Source organism: Thermotoga sp. RQ7, from assembly GCF_000832145.1.
In the GTDB taxonomy this organism is placed as follows: Bacteria; Thermotogota; Thermotogae; order Thermotogales; family Thermotogaceae; genus Thermotoga; species Thermotoga neapolitana.
Map to the genome: position 1 here is coordinate 1,729,911 of NZ_CP007633.1, position 19,976 is coordinate 1,749,886.

Consider the following 19,976-nt stretch of genomic DNA (forward strand, 5'->3'; position numbering starts at 1 on the left):
AGGGAAGAGGATGGCACTTCTTGAGGTGAAGAACCTGAAGACCTACTTTTTTACAGACGAAGGCGTTGTGAAGGCGGTCGATGGGGTGAGTTTTGAGATAGAGGAAGGAAAGACACTGGGTGTTGTCGGTGAGAGTGGCTGTGGAAAGAGTGTGACGGCAAGGTCGATCATAAAGCTTCTTGGCACAACAGGAAGGATAGTCTCCGGAGAGATCCTCTACAACATGGACGGGAAGGTGGTGGATCTTGCGAAGTTCTCAAAGGAGGAGATCAGAAAGGTCAGGGGAAGACACATAGCGATGATCTTTCAGGAGCCGATGGCTGCCTTCTCTCCTGTCTACACGGTGGGAGACCAGATCATAGAAGGTATGGTCTATCACTTCAAGATATCAAGGGAAGAGGCAAGAGAGCGTGCGATAGAACTCTTAAGAAGAGTTGGTATTCCAAAGCCGGAGAAGATGATAGACGCCTATCCGTTCGAGTACTCGGGTGGTATGAGGCAGCGTGCGATGATTGCGATGGCCCTTTCGTGTAATCCGCGTCTTTTGATCGCAGACGAGCCGACCACGGCCCTCGATGTGACGATACAGGCTCAGGTTCTTGATCTTTTGAGGGAGCTTCAAAAAGATTACAACATGTCGATCATGATGATCACACACAACATGGGAGTCGTTGCGGAGATGTCTGATCATGTTGTGGTGATGTACCTTGGAAGGGTGGTGGAGAGTGCACCCGTTGAGGAGCTCTTTTACAATCCAAAGCATCCATACACGTCGCTTCTTTTGAGGTCCATTCCTGTTGTGGGAAAGAGGGTGGAAAGGCTCGAGGTGATAGAAGGGGATGTGCCAGATCCAAGGAACATGCCAAAAGGTTGCAGGTTCCATCCAAGGTGTCCCTACAGGATGAAGGGTCTTTGTGATGAGAAAGAGCCAGTTGAGGTTGAGGTAGGACCAGAACATAAAGTCAGTTGTTTTCTCTATGGAGGGACAGAAGATGGCGCTTCTTGAGGTGGAGAACTTGAAGAAGTACTTTCCCATTGTAAAGCGTGGCTTTAGAAGGAAGGTTGTTGGATATTTGAAGGCGGTGGATGGTATTTCTTTCCACATAGAAGAGGGGGAAACCCTCGGGCTTGTTGGAGAGAGTGGTTGTGGTAAGACCACAACGGCAAAGATCATCATGAGAGGGATCGAGCCAACAGAGGGAAAGATTATTTTGAGTATGAACGGAGAAAAGGTCGATATCACAAAGCTTTCTGAGAGAGAACTCAGGGAAAAGGGTGTAAGAAGGTTCGTTCAGATGATCTTCCAGGATCCTTATTCTTCTTTGAATCCAAGAATGACCGTGAGGGATATCATAGCAGAACCCCTTGTTGTAAACAAACTGGTGAAGTCGAAGGAGGAGATAGACCAGATCGTATCAGATCTTTTGAGGGCTGTCGGCCTGAGGCCAGAGTACATGCAAAGGTATCCCCACGCTTTCTCGGGTGGGCAGAGACAGAGAATCGCCATCGCACGTGCGATCGCTTTGAAGCCAAAGCTTGTTCTGTGTGATGAACCAACTTCCGCTCTGGATGTGTCCGTTCAGGCACAGATCATAAATCTTCTCAAGGACCTTCAGAAAGAGTACAATCTCACCTATCTGTTCATCTCACACGATCTTGGTGTGGTGGAACACATCACAAACAGGGTGGCTGTGATGTACGTGGGAAGGATCGTGGAGCTTGCAGAGACTGAAGATCTCTTTTCTTCTCCAAAGCACCCCTACACGGAGGCTCTCCTTTCTGCCGTTCCAAAGCCAGATCCAAAAAGAAAGAGAAAGAAGGTGCATCTCACAGGTGAGGTCCCAGATCCATCGAATCCACCCTCTGGTTGTTACTTCCATCCAAGGTGTCCTTATGCAAAGGCCATCTGTAAGGAAGTGTACCCAGAGCTCAGAAACGTCGGCTCTGACCAAAATCCTCACTTCGTGGCGTGTCATTTTGCTGATTCGTTGAAATTGGAAGGGGTGTGAGATTTTTTAGATTGATAAAACCAGGTTGGAAGATTCTTGACAAAACAAGTATATTTTCAAAACCTTTCTATTGCCTGGCAACATGTGATTCTATCTCTAAAATTATAGTGTTGTTATTGTAAATCCTTCGGAAGAATCTTTGATATATGAGTTTGTGGTAAATGATGAAAAAGCATCAAGAAAAAAGGTTCACGTTTGGAAATCGACGGAGGAAGAAAAATTTATGTATTCTGGAAGTATTACACCTGAGAAAGGAACTTTCATTGTGGAAATAGAACCGTTTTCCATCTATTCTATAACAACCACTACAGGTCAAAGAAAAGGAAATTTTGAACCTCCTCCTTCTTGTCATCTGGGACTACCTTATTACGAAACTTTCGACGAGTATGCGAATGGATCTCAGCCTAGATATTTTTGTGATCAAGGAGGAGCATTTGAAATATGTGAAAATGGATTTAGAGGAAAAGGATTGAGTCAGGTAATAACACGAGACATACGACCCATTGATTGGGTATATAGAAAAACACCAGATCCTTACACTATTTTCGGCGATATTGATTGGTCAAATTACAGTGTGAGTTGTTGGGTAAATCTGGAGGGGCAAAATGTGGCAACTGCTTATGCAATGGTCGGTGGAAGAGTTATTGATTCTCCATGTAATGAGAATCCTCCTGTTGGTTATTATTTGAAGATCCATGGCAATGGTTTTTGGGAACTCAAAAGATACACGACTACCTTAATTAAAGGAACAATTGAAAACTTTGATGCTACAAAATGGCATCACGTTAAGATAAGCTTCAAAGATTCAAAGATAGAAGTGTTTCTAGACAATGCAAAGTTGTGCGATTATTTCGATGAGATAGGAGGTATTTCAAGTGGGTTAGTTGTTCTGGGTAGTGGATATCACAAAGTTAGATTTGATGAGATATCAGTAGAGCCGCTGGAAGACTTTACCCCAGCGTATGCTCGAAAAATCGACGATAGAGATCCATCCATTAGATATATCGGCAAATGGAATCATATCTTTGCCTCTTACTCTGATTATAGACGTACTCTCAGCGAAACTCCCGGAAATGGATTTTCTTACTTTGAATACACCTTTGAAGGCGCGGGAATCAACATTATTGGAAATATTGTAAATAACCGGATAAAAGCAGACATTTTTCTCGATGGTGTGAAAGTGAGAAGTATAAACGTGGATGATATTGAAAATGGACCAAAAAAAAATTGTTCTGTAGAATCACCAATTTGTCATCTGGAAAACATACAATCAAATTTGTTCTGTATACTCCTTTGAAAATAGATTACATCGAAGTTCTGGAGAACCGATGATTCGTAAAATTCGGAGGTGATTAATATTATGGTAAGACCCCAGCAAAATTTCAAAAGAACGATTATGAGTCTGAGTGAAATTTGGTCCCTTGAAGTGAACGGAGAGGAAAGGCCGATAGCCGTTCCTGGAAGCTGGAACGAGCAGTATCAGGATCTGTGCTACGAAGAAGGGCCTTTCACTTACAGAACTATCCTTTACATTCCGGAAGAACTCTCCAAAAAACACGTCAGGCTCTACTTCTCCGCCGTGAACACAGATTGTGAAGTCTATCTGAACGAAGAGAAAGTGGGGGAAAACCACATCGGCTATCTTCCCTTCGAGATAGACGTGACAGGGAAGATGAAGCCAGGAAAGAACGAACTCAAAGTGGTTGTGAAGAACGAGTTGAAGGTGGGAGGCTTTCCTTCAAAGGTACCGGACAGTGGCACACACACGGTGGGATTTTTCGGAAGTTTTCCACCTGCAAATTTCGACTTCTTTCCATACGGAGGAATCATAAGACCGGTTCTTGTAGAGTTCACAGATCACTCAAGGATCCTGGATATCTGGGTGGACACAAGCAAGTCTGAACCAGAAAAGAAACTCGGAAGAGTGAGGGTGAAGGTGGAAGTCTCAGAAGAGGCGATGGGGGAAGAGATGACGATCAAACTCGGAGAGGTGAAAAAGAAACTCAAAGTGACAGACAGGTTCATCGAAGAAGAATTCATAATCGAGGATGCAAGATTCTGGTGTCCAGAAGATCCTCATCTTTACCCTCTCAGAATAGAGCTCGAAAAGGACGAGTACATTCTGGACGTTGGAATTCGAACGATCAGCTGGGACGAGAAAAGACTTTACCTGAACGGAAAACCGATCTTTTTGAAGGGTTTTGGAAAGCACGAGGAATTTCCCGTTCTGGGGCAGGGAACGTTCTATCCCATGATGGTGAAAGATTTCAACCTTTTAAAGTGGATCAACGCAAACTCCTTCAGAACATCTCACTATCCTTACAGTGAAGAGTGGCTGGACCTTGCGGATCGACTGGGAATTCTCGTGATAGATGAAGCACCCCATGTTGGTATCACAAGGTATCACTACAATCCGGAGACGCAGAAAATTGCAGAAGACAACGTGAAAAGGATGATAGACAGAGACAAAAACCATCCCAGTGTGATCATGTGGAGTGTGGCGAACGAGCCTGAATCCAACCATCCCGATGCAGAAGGTTTCTTCAAAGCTCTCTATGAGACGGCAAAGAAGATGGACAACACTCGTCCTGTTGTCATGGTGAGCATGATGGACACGCCGGACGAGAGGACAAGGGATGTGGCTTTGAAGTATTTCGACATCGTCTGTGTGAACAGGTACTACGGATGGTACATCTATCAGGGGAGGATAGACGAGGGACTGAAAGCGCTGGAAGAGGACATGGAAGAACTCTACAGAAGGCACAAAAAACCCATCTTCGTCACGGAGTTTGGAGCGGATGCGATAGCAGGTTTCCACTACGATCCACCCCAGATGTTCTCCGAAGAATACCAGGCAGAACTCGTTGAGAAAACGATAAATCTTCTCATGAAAAAAGATTACATCGTGGGGACGCATGTGTGGGCCTTTGCGGACTTTAAGACACCTCAGAACGTGAGGAGACCCATCCTGAACCACAAAGGTGTCTTCACAAGAGACAGACAGCCAAAACTGGTTGCCCATGTGTTGAGGAGGTTGTGGAGCGAAAGATAATGACGAACGTTCGCCGTTACTGGATCTTTCTTCTTCGAAAGATATGTGAAAAGCCTCTTGAACTCTGTGCATCCGATCGCTTGAAAGAGTTGATGCCCATAGAGGGAAAAAGGAGCAAGGAGAGGGAGAAATTTGCACCTCTTGAATTACTTGGTAGAATCCTCTGTGGGCTCTCTCCTTTTCTCGAGTTGAACAAAAAGGCTGTGAACACCGATCTTGAAGAGAAAAGAATAGCTTCCTGGTTATCAGAGCTGGCGATAAAATCTCTTCGTGTGGCAACCGATCTCGGTTGTAGAAGTTACATGAACTTTAGAGAGGGAAAACAACCTCTGGTCGATTCAGCCTTTCTGGTAGAGGGCATACTGAGGGCACCGAAAGCGTTGTGGGAAGATCTCGACCCTTCCACAAAGGAAAGATTGATAAAAGAATTGAAGGAAACAAGAAGGATAGAACCTTACTACTCGAACTGGCTTTTATTTTCCGCTATTATAGAAACTTTTTTCTTCTTTGTGGGTGAGGAATGGGATAGCACAAAGATCGATCTGATACTGAAGATCGTAGAAGGATGGTACAAGGGGGACGGGGTTTATGGAGACGGTCCTCACTTTAGGTGGGACTATTACAACAGTTTTGTGATACAGCCAATGCTCATAGACGTGCTGAGAATCCTTTCTGAAAGAAAATCAGAGTGGAAAGAACTGTACACGAAAGTTCTCAAACGTGCTCAAAGATACGCCCTTGTTCTTGAGCGAATGATCTCTCCTGAAGGAACGTTCCCGATCATCGGTAGATCGATAACCTATAGAACAGGTGTTTTCCATCTCTTGAGTCAGCTTTCTCTTCTTCACCTGCTTCCACCAGAGCTTAATCCTGCTCAGGTCAGATGTGCCCTCACCACCGTTCTCAGAAGAATCTTTGAACATCCCGCTACGTTCGACGAGAACGGCTGGTTGAAAATAGGTCTGGTGGGTTCTCAACCATCTCTTGGTGAAGAGTACATCACCACAGGAAGTCTCTATCTTTGTACAACCGTTTTCCTTCCTCTGGGACTTCCACCCTCTGATCCTTTTTGGAAAGATCCCTGTGAAAGCTGGACAAACAAAAAGGTATGGGAAGGAGAGGACATTCATCCAGACAAAGCTCTGGAAGATTAACACACATTAAAACCCTCTGAATAAATCCATTAATTTTCCAGTGATACCATGTCTAAAGTCCAAATGTTCCAGGGAGGAAGCGGGGTTGGATCCGAAAATAAAGAAAGCGCTGAACATATCCATTGTGGAAGGAGCACTCGCTGTTCTCATCAACCAGTTCTTCGGAGGACCTTACCTGACTGGATACTTCCTCTGGATGGGTGCTTCCAGTTTCTTCATAGGGCTCTTCGGATCTATTCCCTTTCTGGCAAATGCCCTTCAGATCGTCACAGTTTACTTCTCAAACAGGTTGAAAACCAGAAAACAACTGATAGTTCCTTTGATGTGGACTGCCAGGACTTCGATCACATTGTTTGCTCTGTTTCCTCTTATCAAACACGGACTGTTTCTGGCGTACATTCTGTACTTCTACATTCAGATCGCTGGAGCCCTTTCCGTTCCCCTGTGGCAGAGCTGGATGTCAGACCTTGTACCCAGAAACATGATAGGAAGCTATTTTGGTTTCAGGAATCTGATTCACGGACTGGTTCAGATACCTGCCATGTTCGCTGCGGGAGCGATTCTGGACTCTCTGGGAGAGAACTGGAAGGGTTTCAGTGCGCTGTTTTTCATAGCGGGATCTCTGGGATTTCTGAACGGATACTTCCTGAAAATCCAGTACGAACCCCCATACAGACCAAGAGAAGCTTCTCTTGGGTTAACTAAGGTGATTGGAATCCTGCTGAAAGAAGAGCATTACAGGAATCTTCTCCTGGGTTTTGCTCTCTGGAATTTTGCTGTCGGTGTTGGAACTGTCTACATAAACGTCATGCTCCTGAAAGAAGTCCAGTTCAGTTATCTCCAGATAAGTGTTCTGAACGCGGTGGGAATGTTCATAGGAACACTCTTTCAGCCGTTCTGGGGAAAACTGGGTGACAAATACGGTTTCCAGTACTTTTTAAAACTCTGTCTGTGGGTTCACGCAGCTGTCATCCTGCTCTGGGCACTTACTCCCAGATCCTTTCTATACGTTTTCTTCCTTCAGGTTATCATAGGTATTTTCGTGACTGCGGGGACAAGTCAGCTCATCTTCTATACCCTCATGTACAGCGTTCCTTCCTCGCTCAGTGCAGAGGCGTTTTCCGTGTTCAACAGCCTGTCCAATCTCATGCTGTTTGCGGGCTCTCTGACTTCAGGCATCCTCGTTTCCATCCTTGAAAACTTTACTCTCCCCTTTGAAATATCCGCTATAAGGCTCACAATGATCATTTCCTTTTTCCTGAGGGCTTTTGCAGCGTACAGGATTTCCAGAATGGACCTTGGAACCCCGCAGAAAGTCACCCTGGTACAGCTGGTCAGGGAGTCCTTCTTCACGGGTGTTGTTCCCTGGTTGAGGGAGAGATTGAACACCTTGAACATTTTCAAAAGGAAGCGTTGAGACATGGTAAAATACGATTGAGATCACACAACAAAGGGGGTTAGTCACATGGAAGTACTTAAGGTATCGTCGAAGTCGGATCCCAACAAGGTCGCTGGTGCCATCGCCGGTGTTGTGAGGGAACACGGAAGGGCAGAGATCCAAGCCATTGGAGCGGGTGCAGTGAACCAGGCAGTGAAGGCCATCGCCATCGCTCGGGGGTACCTCGCACCGAGTGGTATCGACCTCGTGTTCGTTCCCGCCTTCACAGATGTAGAAATCGAAAACGAAAAGAGAACCGCCATCAAGTTCATAGTCTTTCCAAAAAGCTGAAGGGGAGCAAGAGCTCCCCTTTGTTTTTCATTCCTCGAGAATTTTCTCTGCTTCTTCTCTGTAGGATTCCATAACGTATGGAATACCAGAAATTTCTGCTGCTTCCTTTGTAAGTGCGATGAGGTCTTTTCTGGAGAGGACAGACAGGCTGAACTTTCTTGCACCTGCCATGAGTTGTTGCAGACCCGTTTTGAACTTCTGAACAAACGTGTAGACGCCTATGGCACCGAGTGGAAGTTTCTTTACCTCCTCTGACCCGAATCTGTTCCTCAACTCTTCGTAAGTGATGAAGATCTCTTCCACCGTTTTTCCATACTTTGAAACCGTCTTGGGAAGTTCTCCCTTTTTGAGCCATTCTCCTATGTTCTTTCCCACCATCGCTGGTATCATCAAAGCTCTTCCCATACAAACTGCTTTCACGTAAGGAGATCCCATCATCAGTGCCTTGAGAACGGCATCTTCCGTCGAAAAACCACCGGCTATGGCAATATCGGGAACTCGAATTCCTCTCTTGCTGAGTTTTTCGGCGAACTGATAAGTCAGAGATTCAAGATAGAACGTTGGAATGCCCCACTCGTTCATCATCGGCCAGGGGCTCATACCCGTTCCACCCGGCGCACCGTCCACGGTGATCAGATCCACCTTTGCTTCGGCTCCGTATCTGAGGGCCATCGCAAGGTCCACAGCGGAGTACGCACCCGTCTTCAATGTGATCCTCTTGAAACCAAGACTTCTCAATCTCTCTACTTCCTTCAGGAAAGATTCTTTTGAAACAAAGCCAAGTCTTGAATGTCTTTCGAATTCCCTGATCTCGCCCTCTTTGAAAGCCTGCTGAACCTCAGGAAGTTCGGGATCTGGCAGGACAATGTAACCCCTTCTCTTCAACTCAAGAGCGTCCTCAAGGGACCGCACCTTTATCTCACCGCCGATGCTCTTGGCACCCTGTCCCCACTTGAGTTCTATCGTTTCAATACCGTGTTTGTTTATCACGTACTCGGCCACACCTAATCTGGTGTCCTCGACGTTCATCTGAATCAGTATTTCTCCATACTCTCCATCGTGATATCTTTTGTATATCTCTATCCTTCTGTCCAGTTCCGGAGATTTCTTCACCTTTCTGTTGCTGTCCAGTTCCAGATCCGGATCAACTCCAGCCACGTTCTCTCCGCAGACAACCGTTATCCCACTGATGGCAGCTCCCACAGCTATATGTTCCCAGTTTTTCCTGGCGATCTCTGTTGATCCGAGTGCGCCGGTGAAGATGGGTACTTTCATCTTCACTTTGATGTCCCAGCCGTACTCGGTGGTTGTATCAACGTTTGTGAACACCGCCGTATCCGGTCCCGGTTCCACACCCTCAGGAAGACCCTCTGCGCCGTGGGCGTATCCAAGTATGTTCAGGTGAGAGTAATCGACAGGATAATCTTTAACCGCCCCGGCCGTGATCTCACCGAACGGTCCCGGATAAAGCACTTCCCTTCCTCTGAACGACGCAAGCCAGATCTCACAGCCTCCTGTACAGCCATCGATACATCTGGAACATATTCCGGACACAGGAACAACATCTCTTGAACGGTTGAAAGTTCCGGTTGCCTCGTTTGCATTTGGCCTTCTCAGGTTTCCCACAACAATCCCCCCTGCATCAGGTATTTTTATGCTTATGCATGGAATATTCATAGGTTATTATATCAAAAACCAATCTGGATAGAAGAAACAAAACATGGTGTAATATTTATCTTGAGGTGGTACGAAGTGATAAGAAAGAACATCGCCGTTCTGGTGTCTGCAATAGTTTTTATCTTTGTGTTTGGGACCGTGGCGTTCCATCTAACAGAAGGATGGGATCTTTTTGACTCGTTTTTCTTCACCCTGATCACCATCTCTACGGTGGGATATTCTCTTCCAGAGAGCATCTCTCCTGTAGGAAAGGTGATTGCTTCTGTTCTCATAGGAGCTGGCGTGACGATCGTACTGTACGGATTCACCTCGATCACGTCTTTGATAATCGAAGGTCATATTGGAGAATACTTCAAAAGCAGGAGGATAAAGAAGATGATAGACAGATTGACCGATCATTTCATAGTGGTGGGGGCAGGAAGAACAGGAAGACACACAACCCTTGAGATAATGAAAGCCAGAAGACCTTTTGTCGTGATAGACGTTTCTGAAGAAGCGATCAAAAGGCTGGAAGATTTTCTTGGAAAAGAATTCCCCTACGTTGTGGGAGATGCCGTGGAAGAAGAGGTACTCATGAGGGCGGGGGTGGAAAGGGCAAAGTCCCTCATCGTCACCCTTCCAGACGACGCAAAGAACACTTTTGTTGTTCTCACCGCAAAATCCCTGAATCCCAACCTCGAGATTGTCTCGAGAGTTTCCGATATGAAAGCCCTCAGCAAGCTCGTCTACGCCGGAGCAGACAAGGTAATAGCCACCTCGGAACTTGCAGGAGTGAGGCTTGCTCAGATGGCACTCAACCCCACCACCATAAGTTTCCTGGATATTCTCTCGTTCGGTGAAGAGTCTTTCAGGATAGAAGAAGTGATGATTCCTCCTGAAAGTCCTATAGCGGGCAAGACACTCGGAGAGATAAACCTCTCAAAAAGAGCCGGTACCATCGTCATAGCGATAAGACGTGGTGGAGAGGTGATCTTCAACCCAACGGGAGAGACGAGGATACTTCCCGAAGATAGACTGATGGTGGTTGGAAAGAGCGATCACTTTGAAAAACTCCACAGGCTCATCGAGGAGGGATAGCATGGTGATCGTGTACTCCACCTTTCCAAGCGAGGAAAAAGCCCTGGAGATTGGAAAAAAACTCCTTGAAAAGAAACTGATCGCCTGTTTCAACGCGTTTGAGATAAGATCCGGATACTGGTGGAAAGATGAAATCGTTGAAGACAGAGAATGGGCTGCTTTCTTCAAGACCACCGAAGAGAACGAAAAAAAGGTTTACGAAGAACTGAAAAAACTTCACCCTTACGAAGTCCCGGCGATATTCACACTGAAGGTAGAAAACGTTCTTCCGGAGTATTTGAAATGGCTCACGGAATCTGTTCGATGATCCTCAGGACTTCTTCCACCGTCCAGGCCTGGTGGACCTCCACGATTTTTCTGTTGTCCAGGTATTTTCCCTCTATCAACACCTGAGCGATCCTGTCCGTCCATCCACCAGTTCCCCTCATCAGGATCACAGGCTTTCCAAGAGCATAGGCACCCAGTATCTCTATCGCCGTTCCTATTTCCCCACCGATCGAAACGACAACGTCCACGTTCCTCAGAAGAACGAAAGATCTCATCTGAAAATCAAGCCCCGTCTTCACAGCAACGGACAGATGAGGATTTCCTGTTTCTTCATCGGGGAGTATTCCCACCACCGTTCCGCCCGACTCTCTGGCACCCTGAGACACCAGTTCCATCACACCGTCTCTTCCACCGTTGAAGATCACAAAACCCTTTTCAGCGAGTTTCATTCCAAGGTCAAGGCAAAGTTTCCTGAGATCTGACACGGGAGGCCTGTCGATCGGTCCGGAGTATCCCACTACACCGACTCGTTTCACGATCCGAGGTACACCTCCTTCACGGTTTCGTCTTCCAGAACCTCCTCCGGTCTTCCCTCGGCAAGTATCTTTCCTTTGTAGATGACGTATATTCTGTCTGCGATCTCTGCAAGTTCGTCCACGTTGTGATCGGTGACAACCACTCCAAAATTCCTTTGTTTCAGTTCAAGGACCATCTTCTGTATTTCCTTGACGGTCTTTGGATCTATCCCACTGAAGGGCTCGTCCAGAAGCACAAAAGATGGGTTCAGACACATCATTCTTGCAAGTTCCAGTTTTCTTTTCTCACCACCGGAAAGAAAACTCGCCAGCTGGTTTTCGAGGGGTTTCAGGTGAAATTCGTGGAGGAGCTGTTCGATCTTCTCTTCCCTCTTTTCTCTGTCTTTTTCGAAAAACCGAAGTACAAGTTCTAAGTTTTCTCTGACAGTGAGTCCACCAAAAACGGACGTTTCCTGCTGAAGGTAGGTGATTCCAAGTCTTGCTCTCTTGTAGACAGGAAATCTCGTTATGTCAGTGTTCTCAAAAAAGATCTTTCCGGACGACGGAACCACCACACCGAGTATCATGTTGAAGATGGTGGTCTTCCCGGCACCGTTCGGTCCGAGAAGACCAGTAACCTCACCCTGATTGAACTCAAGATTCACCCGATCAACCACGACTCTTTTTCCAAACCTCTTTGTGAGATCCACACACCTCAAAATCATTGCTGGTTTATGTAGGCAATCACCTGTTCTGTGATGTCAAAGGCAGGATTTCCGTAAACGACAATCTCATTTGTGAGAACAAGATCGTACCCCATGACGCTCGCGTACTCCTGGATCTTCTTAACAACTTCGTTTATGATCTCCTGAAACTTTGGCTGGTACTCCGAGTTGAGAAGATTTTCGTACTCGGTCTTCTTTGTGAGGATCTCTTTTTGTTTTGCCTGGATTTCTTCCTGGGGTCTTCCTTCTTCCTGCATCTTCTTCAGTTCGTCTTCCATCTCCTTAAGTTTACTCTGGTAAAAAGAGGAATCGCGTTTGAACTTTTCGTTCAGATCCTTCCACTTTTGGTAGTTCCCGATCGCCTTTTTGACATCCACGTATGCCACTCTGAGAGAAGATCCCGTGGAACTCTGAGAAACAAGGAGTGTTGCAAGAAGAATTCCCACCAGGACAAGAGGCAAGAACAGCTTTTTCATACCTTTTCCTCCTTTCAAAATGTGATTTTTCCTCTGATTCTCTCCAGCGTTTTCTCACCGATTCCGGGAACGTTCAGAAGATCCTCGGGAGAAGAGAACGGGCCGTGTTCTTCACGATATTCGATTATGGCCCTCGCCTTCGCTTCTCCGATGTAGGGCAGTGTCTCCAGTTCCTCCAGAGACGCTGTGTTGACGTTCAATTTTGTGACTTCACTTCTGAAAGGTTGTTCAACTCCCTCGACGGTCACGTACTTTGAGATCTTCTCCAGCGTCTTTTCACCAATGCCGGAAACGTTCGTTAATTCCTCAACCGTTGAAAACTTTCCGCGTATCCTTCTGTACTCAACTATTCTCTGGGCTTTCACGGGGCCTATCCCTGGAATGCTCATAAGATCCTCAACGGACGCACTGTTCAAATCAATGGGAAAGGATGTGACCTTTTGAGGCGGAACATCTTTCTCTTCCTGGTTTCTACCTCGTTCCACGACTATTCCCAGAAGGATGAAGAACACGAGTGCCAGAAGTAGTGCTATCCTCTGGTGTTCTCGCTTGATCTTCAAGGAGAGATCAACCCCCCGGCGTATCCAGGGCTGTTTGTTCCGATCCTTTTCATGATGTCGTCCCAGTTGAGTTTTTCAAAGTACTCCAACGCAAGATTGCGGGTGGGAAACGCCCCCACCACCACGGAGTAGTACTTCTTATCCAGTTTCTGGAAGGCGTAAACGTAGGAAGGATAACCTGCCACTCTCAAATCGTAAGCGAGTTCTTTTGAAATACTCTCAGACAGCGTTGTTATCACAAAGACTCCATAAAGGGACCTCTGGGCAACCTGCGAGAAATCCTCGAACTCACCGAGGAGCACCACCGAATAGGTGTCCGTTGAAACAGGAGAAATGAGATACGGAAGACCCGACCTCCTGATGATCCTCAGAGCATCTTCCTTCTTCACAACGAAGGAAGAAACCACCTGATCTTCAGAGACGAAATCCGCCATCTCGTCTCTCAACTTCTCGTAGTCGAACTCCTCGAATCCCACGAGGAGGGGAGTCGGTGGAGGTGTTACCGAAATGGATGCCTCTATTTCTTCAGGTATCTTCAACTCCACGGGCTTTATCTCCACGATCTCTACTTTCACGTTCCTGAGCTGGAATTTCAAATAAATATTCCAGGACAGCAGAGCTATAGCCACACCGAAAATAACTACGATCAGCCAGAACAAAAACCTTGACTGGCCATCGGAGAGAGTGATTCTGGCCATCTCTCACGCCCCCAGATACCTGATGAGAAGATCGACCGTTGCCTCAACGTCATCTGGTGCGATCATCTCACTGGGTGAGTGAACGTATCGTGTGGGAATAGACACCGTGGCCGAAGGAATTCCTTCTTTAGTCCGCTGGTACCCCATGGCGTTCGTACCGCCGAACGTCAGAACCTCCATCTGATACTTTATATCGAATTTTTCCGCGATTTCTATCAAATTTTCGAGGATGCGTTTGCTGCTGATCGATGCCCTGTCTTTCACTTTCAGAGCGGGTCCACCGGAGAGCCTCATTGCGTGTCTCTTGATGGCCTTCGGAGTGTCTGCCGAATCAGTCACATCGATCGCGATGGCCTCGTCCGCTGGTACGCCGTACCCCGCTACCGAGGCACCGACCAGTCCCACTTCTTCCTGAACACTGAAAACACCGTAGAGCGTAACAGCGGGTTTGATTCTTTTGAAAACTTCCACGATCACGGCACATCCTATCCTGTCATCCATCGCCTTCGAGACGTATTTCCCGGAAACCTCAACGAATCCACTGTCGTAGACACCGAAGCTTCCAATCGGACACATCTTCTGCGCTTCTTCCCTGGAATTTGCACCGATATCGACGAACAGCCTGTCGAATGAGAGCTTTCTCACATTCTCCTGCCTTTCTTCTGTTGTTTCACCTTCCATACCAACAACGCCTATTGTACCGTTTTCAAAGCGGATCCTCTTTCCAAGAAGCATGTAGGGAGAAAGACCTCCCACGGGTTCTATCATCAGAAAACCTTTTTCATCTATGTTCGTGACTGCCACACCTATTTCGTCGATGTGCGCGTCAAGGATCACCTTTTTCTCTCCAGATCCCTTCCAGACGATGAGATTTCCAAGTCCATCCTCCCTGTAACCATCTATGTGCCCTTCGAGTTCTTCCAGAAGAATCTTTTTCACCTCTTCTTCCCGACCGCTGGGTCCAAAAGCTTCCGTTAACCTCTTGATCAAATCCTTCATCGAATCACCTCCACGATCTTTCCTTCTTCGACGAGAACTTTCACGAGTTTCATGGTGTTTCTGTAATCGTTCAGGTCCAGAACAGACTGTGGACTGTGAATGTACCTTGCCGGAACAGAGACAACACCGGCTGGAACTCCATAGGCGGTTCTTGCGTAGCGAGCGGCATCCGTTCCACCAGCGCTTCTTCTCTTCATTTGAAATGGAATCCCCATTGTCTTCGCTGTGTCCACAATGGTCTGGAAGATCTTTCCCGGTATCACATAGCCTCTGTGGTAGAAGGTGATCGCAGGACCGTCACCCAGGTGAGTTGCCCACCTCTGTTTTTCCAGTTCCGGGTTGTCCCCAGCCGTTGTCGTCTCCACGACCAGGGCACAATCTGGCTTTATCTGTTCCACCACCACGGCGCTTCCACGAAGTCCTGTCTCTTCCTGGACCGTGAAGGCAAAGTAGGTGTCGCAGGCAGGTTCTACTCCTTCTTCGAGAATGTCCATGAGAAGAGAACAACCCGCTCTGTCATCGAAGGCCTTTCCCGTTGCCCTTCCGTTTCCCTCCACATAATCACTCACGAAAGCAACGTAATCTCCCACAGAGATATGCTTTTCTGCCTCTTCTTTCGAAGAGAATCCAAAATCAATCCTCAGGTTTTCAAATTTCGGGGGTGTCTTTGCTTCCTCGTTTTGAAGGTGCACGGGTCTGTAACCGATGACCCCCTTTAGATCCTTCACCTGAACGACCTTTCCTGGAAGAATTCGAGGATCCACCCCACCAACGGGTAGAAACGCTACCTTTCCATCTTTCTCTATCTTGCTCACGATCAGTCCCACTTCGTCCATGTGGGCGGAAACAAGAAGTCTTCTGGAGGAATTCTTTCCCTTTTTGAAGGCGATGAGATTTCCCATTCTATCGACGAAGAGGTCGTCCACGAAGTTTTCTATCTTTGACCTTATGAACTCTCTGACTCTTTCTTCGTCTCCGGAGACTCCCGCCATTGTGGAAAGTTCTCTGAGGTACATCACCTACACCTCCAGTTCGACTGCGATGATGGAGAGCAGCCTTGCCAGTTCTTCGACATCTCCTGGATCGACCATCTCCACCGGTGTGTGCATGTATTTCAGAGGAATCGAGATTAGAGCGGTCCTTACACCTGCTCGCACAAGTTGAACAAAGTCCGTTTCCGTCCCGGACCTTCCTCCCACCGCCTCTTTCTGAAGGGAAACGTTGTGTTTCTGAGCGATGAGAGAGATCTTTTGAACGAGCGATCTGTCAACGACAGGTCCCAGCCCAAGGACGGGTCCCTTTCCCAGTTCTATGTGATCATGAGAGGGCGGTTCTGAAGCGAACGTGACGTCCATCACAACGGCAACATCCGGGTTTATTCTGTAAGCCTCCGTAAGCGCTCCAAGACACCCCGTTTCTTCCTGAACGGAGAAAACAAAGTAAACATCCCACGGATGGGAATACCTTCTGAGAAACTCCAGTGTTTTTATCAGAGAGGCACAGCTTGCCCTGTTGTCAAGGGCCTTTCCAACCACTTTTCCAGCGGCTTCGAAGGATTTTTGGTCTATCACCGCTACATCGCCGATTCGAACGGTACGATCGGAAAGGGAAAGATCGAGGAAAAGCTCATCGAAGGATGGAACCTTCTCTCTGGAGTCCGGTGACTGAAGGTGTGGTGCAAGCATTCCGATCACACCGAAAGCAACGCCTTCTCTGGTATGAACACGCACCCTCGAGGCACAGACGACCTTTGGATCTACCCCACCAACTGGCTCAAGACGTGCGAACTCCCCCTCCACCTTCGAGACAACAAAACCTATCTCGTCGACGTGTGCAAAAAAGGCAAGTTTTCCCTTTCCTTCTCCCCTTTTGTATCCAACCAGACTCCCATGTCCTGTAATTTTCGTCTCATCCACGAAGGGTTTTATGAGTGACTCGATGTAGGAAACAACACTGTCTTCGTAACCTGAGGGACCATCGAGATCCGAGAGTTTCATCAAAAGTTCTTTCGTTGTCAACTCATTCACTCCTTTCAAAATCCACTCTATCGAACGGTTCTATCACGATACGGTTTCCTTTCACATGGGCAATGGATGGAACATTTTCTTCACCTTTTGAGTGGGTGATGAAACCCGCTATCTGGATGAGAGAGGTTTGAAGATCGAGGGCGGCGACAACCGCCTGTTCTCCTTCGTTCAGGCCGGCCCGTATATTGCCCTGAGCCTTTCCGAAAACCACCACAGAACCACCGGCGAGAATCTCTGCTCCTTTGTTGACGTTTCCAAAAACGATCACATCACCTGAGTGAACAACAGTTTGGCCTGATCTTATGTTTCTCTTTATCACCTTCCCCGTACTCTCCACGGTGGTCCTGGACTCCACTCTCACGTCGTTTTCTTTTCCTTCAATGGTGCTTCCGACCAGTATCTGAGAGACCTCAAGGCCGAGTTCTCTGAGACGAGAAACGATTTTCGGTATGTCCTGGGAATGCTTGGTGTGGTTTTCGATCATGAGGGATATTCTGTCTCCCTTCGCAAAGAACCCCCCCATCTGGGTGACACGCGAGGTGATTTCGTTCAGCACCTCTTCGAGGTTCTGGTAATCTCTTATCAGGAGGATGAGCCCTTCCTTCGTCATCTTAAAATCTATCATGCTCTCACCTCTCTTTAGATTCTATCACGTTTAAAATATTGATCGGAGGTGTTGAAACGTGAAACTGGTCACGTTCCCGGCTTCTTACAGTCCCATCGTGGAAGAAAGCAAAACCGTGCGGGTTTACGTCTTCGAGCCAGAAAGGATAGATCACAACCTGATCTTCGTTCACGGCATCGGAAACGGAAACATTCCGTATCTTCTCTGGTTCGGAGAAAGGTTCAAGGAACACAATATAAAGACCTGGTTCCTTGTTCTTCCCTATCACGAAAAGAGAGCACCTGAAGGTTGGACCGGTGGTGAACCCTTCTATCATCCATCACCGGCCTACTGTGTTGAAAGATTCGATGAGGCAGTCCAGGATGTGATCGATCTGGTGGATCTGATAAGGAAAGAAAACGACAGACCCATATCAACGATGGGATTCAGTTTCGGAGGTATGATAACAACCATCGCCCTTGCACGGGAAAAACGCATAGAAAAAGGAATCATCTGCTGTTCCGGTGGAGACTGGCGCTGGATAAACTGGTACTCTCCGTACACGAAGAAACTGAGAGACCTCTACAGAGAGAAGGGAAACGAATTCGGTTGCAGATCAGAGAAAGACTGCATCAAAAACAGAGGAAACACCCTGGAAGTGATAAAAAGCTTTGAATCCATCGAAGACATCAGAAAGAAGCCTCCTGTTTTCTGTTACTTCTACGATCCTGCTTCTTTTGCTCCCTTTGTTGAGCAAAAGGTCCTCTTCTTCTGGGCGTTGTTTGATCGTGTGATACCGTATCGATCTTATGCGACTCTTCACAGTCTTCTGAAAAACAAAAAGACCGTCTTTTTGCCGGCAGGCCACAAGAGTTCTTACTTCTTCAGGCGATACATCGCAAGGAAAGTGGTTCGCTTTTTAAAAGATGATGAATGAGTAGAGTGTCGCAACGATGAAAGGTATGAACATGTAACTCCACGCTGTTTTTAAAAACTCTTTGAAACTCACAGTGTGGTGCGTGTACCTTTCCAGAAGAGAAAGTCCGACTATGTTCTGGACGGCCCCAAGGGGGGTCAGGTTCGTTCCAAGGTTTGCCGAAGCAGCGTACACCCACCACAGCGATGTGGGAAATCCCTGTGAGATGAGGATTTTCAACGTGGGGGCAAGGATCAGAGTGGCGGGAACCGCACTTAAGAAGGCGTTGGCAAAAATGGAAAACCAGACGACAACAAGAACGAAGAGGTATTCGTTGAAGGAAAAGATCTTGAAGAAATTTGCCAGTGCTTCCATGGCTCCTATCTTCTCCAGAGAGTAGGAGATGATGAAAAGTCCCACGTAGAAAAATAGTGAATCCCAGTCCACACCTTCAGACACCTTCTCGAAGTTCTTTCCAAGTAGGAGAAGAAGAACACAGGCGGCGATGAGGGCGATCAGAGAGAGTTCTACCTCCACAACAGAGTGAAGACCGAACATGACAAGCGTTGAAAAAAAGACGATCAGGGATTTTTTAAGAACCGCAGGATCTGTTATCGACCTTTTTGGATCGACGTTCATGAGGTTTTTCAACTTCTCTTTTGCCTTTTCATCGATGTGTATGTACCTTTTGAACAGGAAGAAAACGATCACAAAAACAAGGACAGCAACGGGTCCCATGTTCTTTAGAAAATCGTTGAAACTCAGGCCACTGATCGATCCAAGGACGATGTTCAGTGGGCTACCGATGAGCGTGGACATCCCACCGATGTTGTCAACGAATATCGCAAAGAGGAAGAACGGAACAGGGTTCACTTCCATCGTGTCGAGGATCAAGAAAAGAACAGGTGAAAGAAGGATGATGGTGATCAGATTGTCGAGGAAGGCGGATGTCAGGGCGGTGAGTATCATGAGAAAGCCAAACAGAAGCCAGAACCTTCCCCTCGAGATCCTGATGGCGGAGATGGCCAGATACTCGAAAAATCCCGTTCCTTTCAGGATGTGAACGATGATCATCATGCCAAGAAGGAGTCCCAGTGTGTTGAAATCGACGACTTCACCTATGTTTCGAAGGTCCAAGCCTTCAACGATGCGTATGGCCATGAGGACGAGCGCTATAAGAAGGGTCACAACGGATCTGGCAACTTTTCCGAATATGATGAAATAATAGGCAAGAATCGCAAACGTTAGCACAAGCAGTGCTTCGTTCATCTTCTTCGCCTCCTTGACATGGGATTATTCTAGCACCGGTTTTTTTAAAAGAATTATTCAAAACGGTGAATTTCCTAACAAAAATGGTAGAATAAGACTCAAAGGAGCGATGAAGCATGAGGATTCAAAGGAGAATCATAAAAATGTTTGCTTCTATACACCATCATCACCGCTTCGGCCCGGCGGTTTCTCCACCGGGAGTTTGGCGGTGAGAAATCGTAC

21 protein-coding genes are annotated in these 19,976 nt (G+C 47.0%); 10 read left to right on the top strand and 11 right to left on the bottom strand.

What is annotated here, in order from left to right; genetic code table 11:
• The first annotated feature begins 10 nt into the window (after positions 1 to 10).
• From TRQ7_RS08850 to TRQ7_RS08880, 7 genes are all read left to right on the top strand, one after another.
• Entirely contained in the window at positions 11 to 1,006 is a 996-nt protein-coding gene (locus TRQ7_RS08850; RefSeq protein ID WP_041844478.1) for an ABC transporter ATP-binding protein, read from the top strand.
• Positions 993 to 2,009, top strand: a complete 1,017-nt coding sequence (locus TRQ7_RS08855) for a dipeptide ABC transporter ATP-binding protein (RefSeq protein ID WP_041844479.1) — start codon at positions 993 to 995, stop codon at positions 2,007 to 2,009. The genes TRQ7_RS08850 and TRQ7_RS08855 overlap by 14 nt, the downstream gene beginning before the upstream one ends.
• 154 nt (positions 2,010 to 2,163) lie before the next feature.
• A complete protein-coding gene (locus tag TRQ7_RS08860) occupies positions 2,164 to 3,306 on the top strand; it encodes a hypothetical protein (RefSeq protein ID WP_168098982.1) in 1,143 nt (380 codons plus the stop codon).
• 63 nt (positions 3,307 to 3,369) lie between these two features.
• Positions 3,370 to 5,061, top strand: coding sequence for a glycoside hydrolase family 2 TIM barrel-domain containing protein (locus TRQ7_RS08865; RefSeq protein WP_041844481.1), 1,692 nt, complete (start codon positions 3,370 to 3,372; stop codon positions 5,059 to 5,061).
• On the top strand, positions 5,046 to 6,215 hold the full coding sequence (locus TRQ7_RS08870; RefSeq protein WP_015919971.1) for a DUF2264 domain-containing protein: 1,170 nt from the start codon (positions 5,046 to 5,048) through the stop codon (positions 6,213 to 6,215). The genes TRQ7_RS08865 and TRQ7_RS08870 overlap by 16 nt, the downstream gene beginning before the upstream one ends.
• A gap of 85 nt (positions 6,216 to 6,300) precedes the next feature.
• The gene (locus tag TRQ7_RS08875) at positions 6,301 to 7,632 is read left to right on the top strand and encodes an MFS transporter (protein ID WP_038067870.1); all 1,332 of its coding nucleotides are present in this window, start codon (positions 6,301 to 6,303) and stop codon (positions 7,630 to 7,632) included.
• Positions 7,633 to 7,680: 48 nt separating this feature from the next.
• Positions 7,681 to 7,944, top strand: a complete 264-nt coding sequence (locus tag TRQ7_RS08880; protein WP_015919973.1) for a stage V sporulation protein S — start codon at positions 7,681 to 7,683, stop codon at positions 7,942 to 7,944.
• Positions 7,945 to 7,971: 27 nt separating this feature from the next.
• Here TRQ7_RS08880 and TRQ7_RS08885 read toward each other — a convergent pair whose 3' ends face one another.
• The gene (locus TRQ7_RS08885; protein WP_015919974.1) at positions 7,972 to 9,621 is read right to left on the bottom strand and encodes a glutamate synthase-related protein; all 1,650 of its coding nucleotides are present in this window, start codon (positions 9,619 to 9,621) and stop codon (positions 7,972 to 7,974) included.
• A 78-nt stretch (positions 9,622 to 9,699) separates the two neighbouring features.
• On the opposite strand from TRQ7_RS08885, the gene TRQ7_RS08890 reads away from it, so the two are divergent.
• Entirely contained in the window at positions 9,700 to 10,698 is a 999-nt protein-coding gene (locus TRQ7_RS08890) for a potassium channel protein (RefSeq protein WP_041844573.1), read from the top strand.
• 1 nt (position 10,699) lies between these two features.
• Positions 10,700 to 11,005 carry a divalent-cation tolerance protein CutA gene (cutA, locus tag TRQ7_RS08895; protein WP_041844482.1) on the top strand — a complete coding sequence of 102 codons (306 nt, stop codon included), beginning with the start codon at positions 10,700 to 10,702 and terminating at the stop codon, positions 11,003 to 11,005.
• On the opposite strand, the gene TRQ7_RS08900 is transcribed toward cutA, so the two are convergent.
• Genes TRQ7_RS08900 through minC form a run of 9 tightly spaced genes read right to left on the bottom strand, consistent with a single transcriptional unit; the run spans position 10,986 to position 17,590 of the window.
• Positions 10,986 to 11,501, bottom strand: a complete 516-nt coding sequence (locus TRQ7_RS08900) for a TIGR00725 family protein (RefSeq protein ID WP_015919977.1) — start codon at positions 11,499 to 11,501, stop codon at positions 10,986 to 10,988. The genes cutA and TRQ7_RS08900 overlap by 20 nt on opposite strands.
• Positions 11,498 to 12,205 carry an LPS export ABC transporter ATP-binding protein gene (gene lptB, locus TRQ7_RS08905; protein WP_041844483.1) on the bottom strand — a complete coding sequence of 236 codons (708 nt, stop codon included), beginning with the start codon at positions 12,203 to 12,205 and terminating at the stop codon, positions 11,498 to 11,500. The genes TRQ7_RS08900 and lptB overlap by 4 nt, the downstream gene beginning before the upstream one ends.
• Positions 12,202 to 12,681: an OmpH family outer membrane protein gene (locus tag TRQ7_RS08910; protein ID WP_041844484.1), complete on the bottom strand. Its 480-nt coding sequence runs from the start codon at positions 12,679 to 12,681 to the stop codon at positions 12,202 to 12,204. Before TRQ7_RS08910 ends, lptB begins: the two co-directional genes overlap by 4 nt.
• 14 nt (positions 12,682 to 12,695) lie before the next feature.
• Complete coding sequence (locus tag TRQ7_RS08915; protein WP_015919980.1) at positions 12,696 to 13,241, bottom strand: ComEA family DNA-binding protein; 546 nt, start codon at positions 13,239 to 13,241, stop codon at positions 12,696 to 12,698.
• Positions 13,238 to 13,939 (bottom strand): hypothetical protein, encoded by a 702-nt coding sequence (locus TRQ7_RS08920; RefSeq protein ID WP_041844485.1) that lies wholly within the window; start codon positions 13,937 to 13,939, stop codon positions 13,238 to 13,240. The genes TRQ7_RS08915 and TRQ7_RS08920 overlap by 4 nt, the downstream gene beginning before the upstream one ends.
• 3 nt (positions 13,940 to 13,942) lie before the next feature.
• Positions 13,943 to 14,938 (bottom strand): M42 family metallopeptidase, encoded by a 996-nt coding sequence (locus tag TRQ7_RS08925; RefSeq protein ID WP_041844486.1) that lies wholly within the window; start codon positions 14,936 to 14,938, stop codon positions 13,943 to 13,945.
• Positions 14,935 to 15,954 (bottom strand): M42 family metallopeptidase, encoded by a 1,020-nt coding sequence (locus tag TRQ7_RS08930; protein WP_038067879.1) that lies wholly within the window; start codon positions 15,952 to 15,954, stop codon positions 14,935 to 14,937. Before TRQ7_RS08930 ends, TRQ7_RS08925 begins: the two co-directional genes overlap by 4 nt.
• A 3-nt stretch (positions 15,955 to 15,957) precedes the next feature.
• Positions 15,958 to 16,956 (bottom strand): M42 family metallopeptidase, encoded by a 999-nt coding sequence (locus tag TRQ7_RS08935; RefSeq protein ID WP_038067881.1) that lies wholly within the window; start codon positions 16,954 to 16,956, stop codon positions 15,958 to 15,960.
• Between the two features lies 1 nt (position 16,957).
• Positions 16,958 to 17,590, bottom strand: coding sequence for a septum site-determining protein MinC (minC, locus tag TRQ7_RS08940; protein ID WP_015919985.1), 633 nt, complete (start codon positions 17,588 to 17,590; stop codon positions 16,958 to 16,960).
• A 58-nt stretch (positions 17,591 to 17,648) separates the two neighbouring features.
• Here minC and TRQ7_RS08945 point away from each other — a divergent pair, with 58 nt between their 5' ends.
• On the top strand, positions 17,649 to 18,506 hold the full coding sequence (locus tag TRQ7_RS08945) for an alpha/beta fold hydrolase (protein WP_015919986.1): 858 nt from the start codon (positions 17,649 to 17,651) through the stop codon (positions 18,504 to 18,506).
• On the opposite strand, the gene TRQ7_RS08950 is transcribed toward TRQ7_RS08945, so the two are convergent.
• Positions 18,489 to 19,754, bottom strand: coding sequence for an ArsB/NhaD family transporter (locus TRQ7_RS08950; RefSeq protein WP_041844487.1), 1,266 nt, complete (start codon positions 19,752 to 19,754; stop codon positions 18,489 to 18,491). The genes TRQ7_RS08945 and TRQ7_RS08950 overlap by 18 nt on opposite strands.
• Between the last annotated feature and the right edge of the window lie 222 nt (positions 19,755 to 19,976).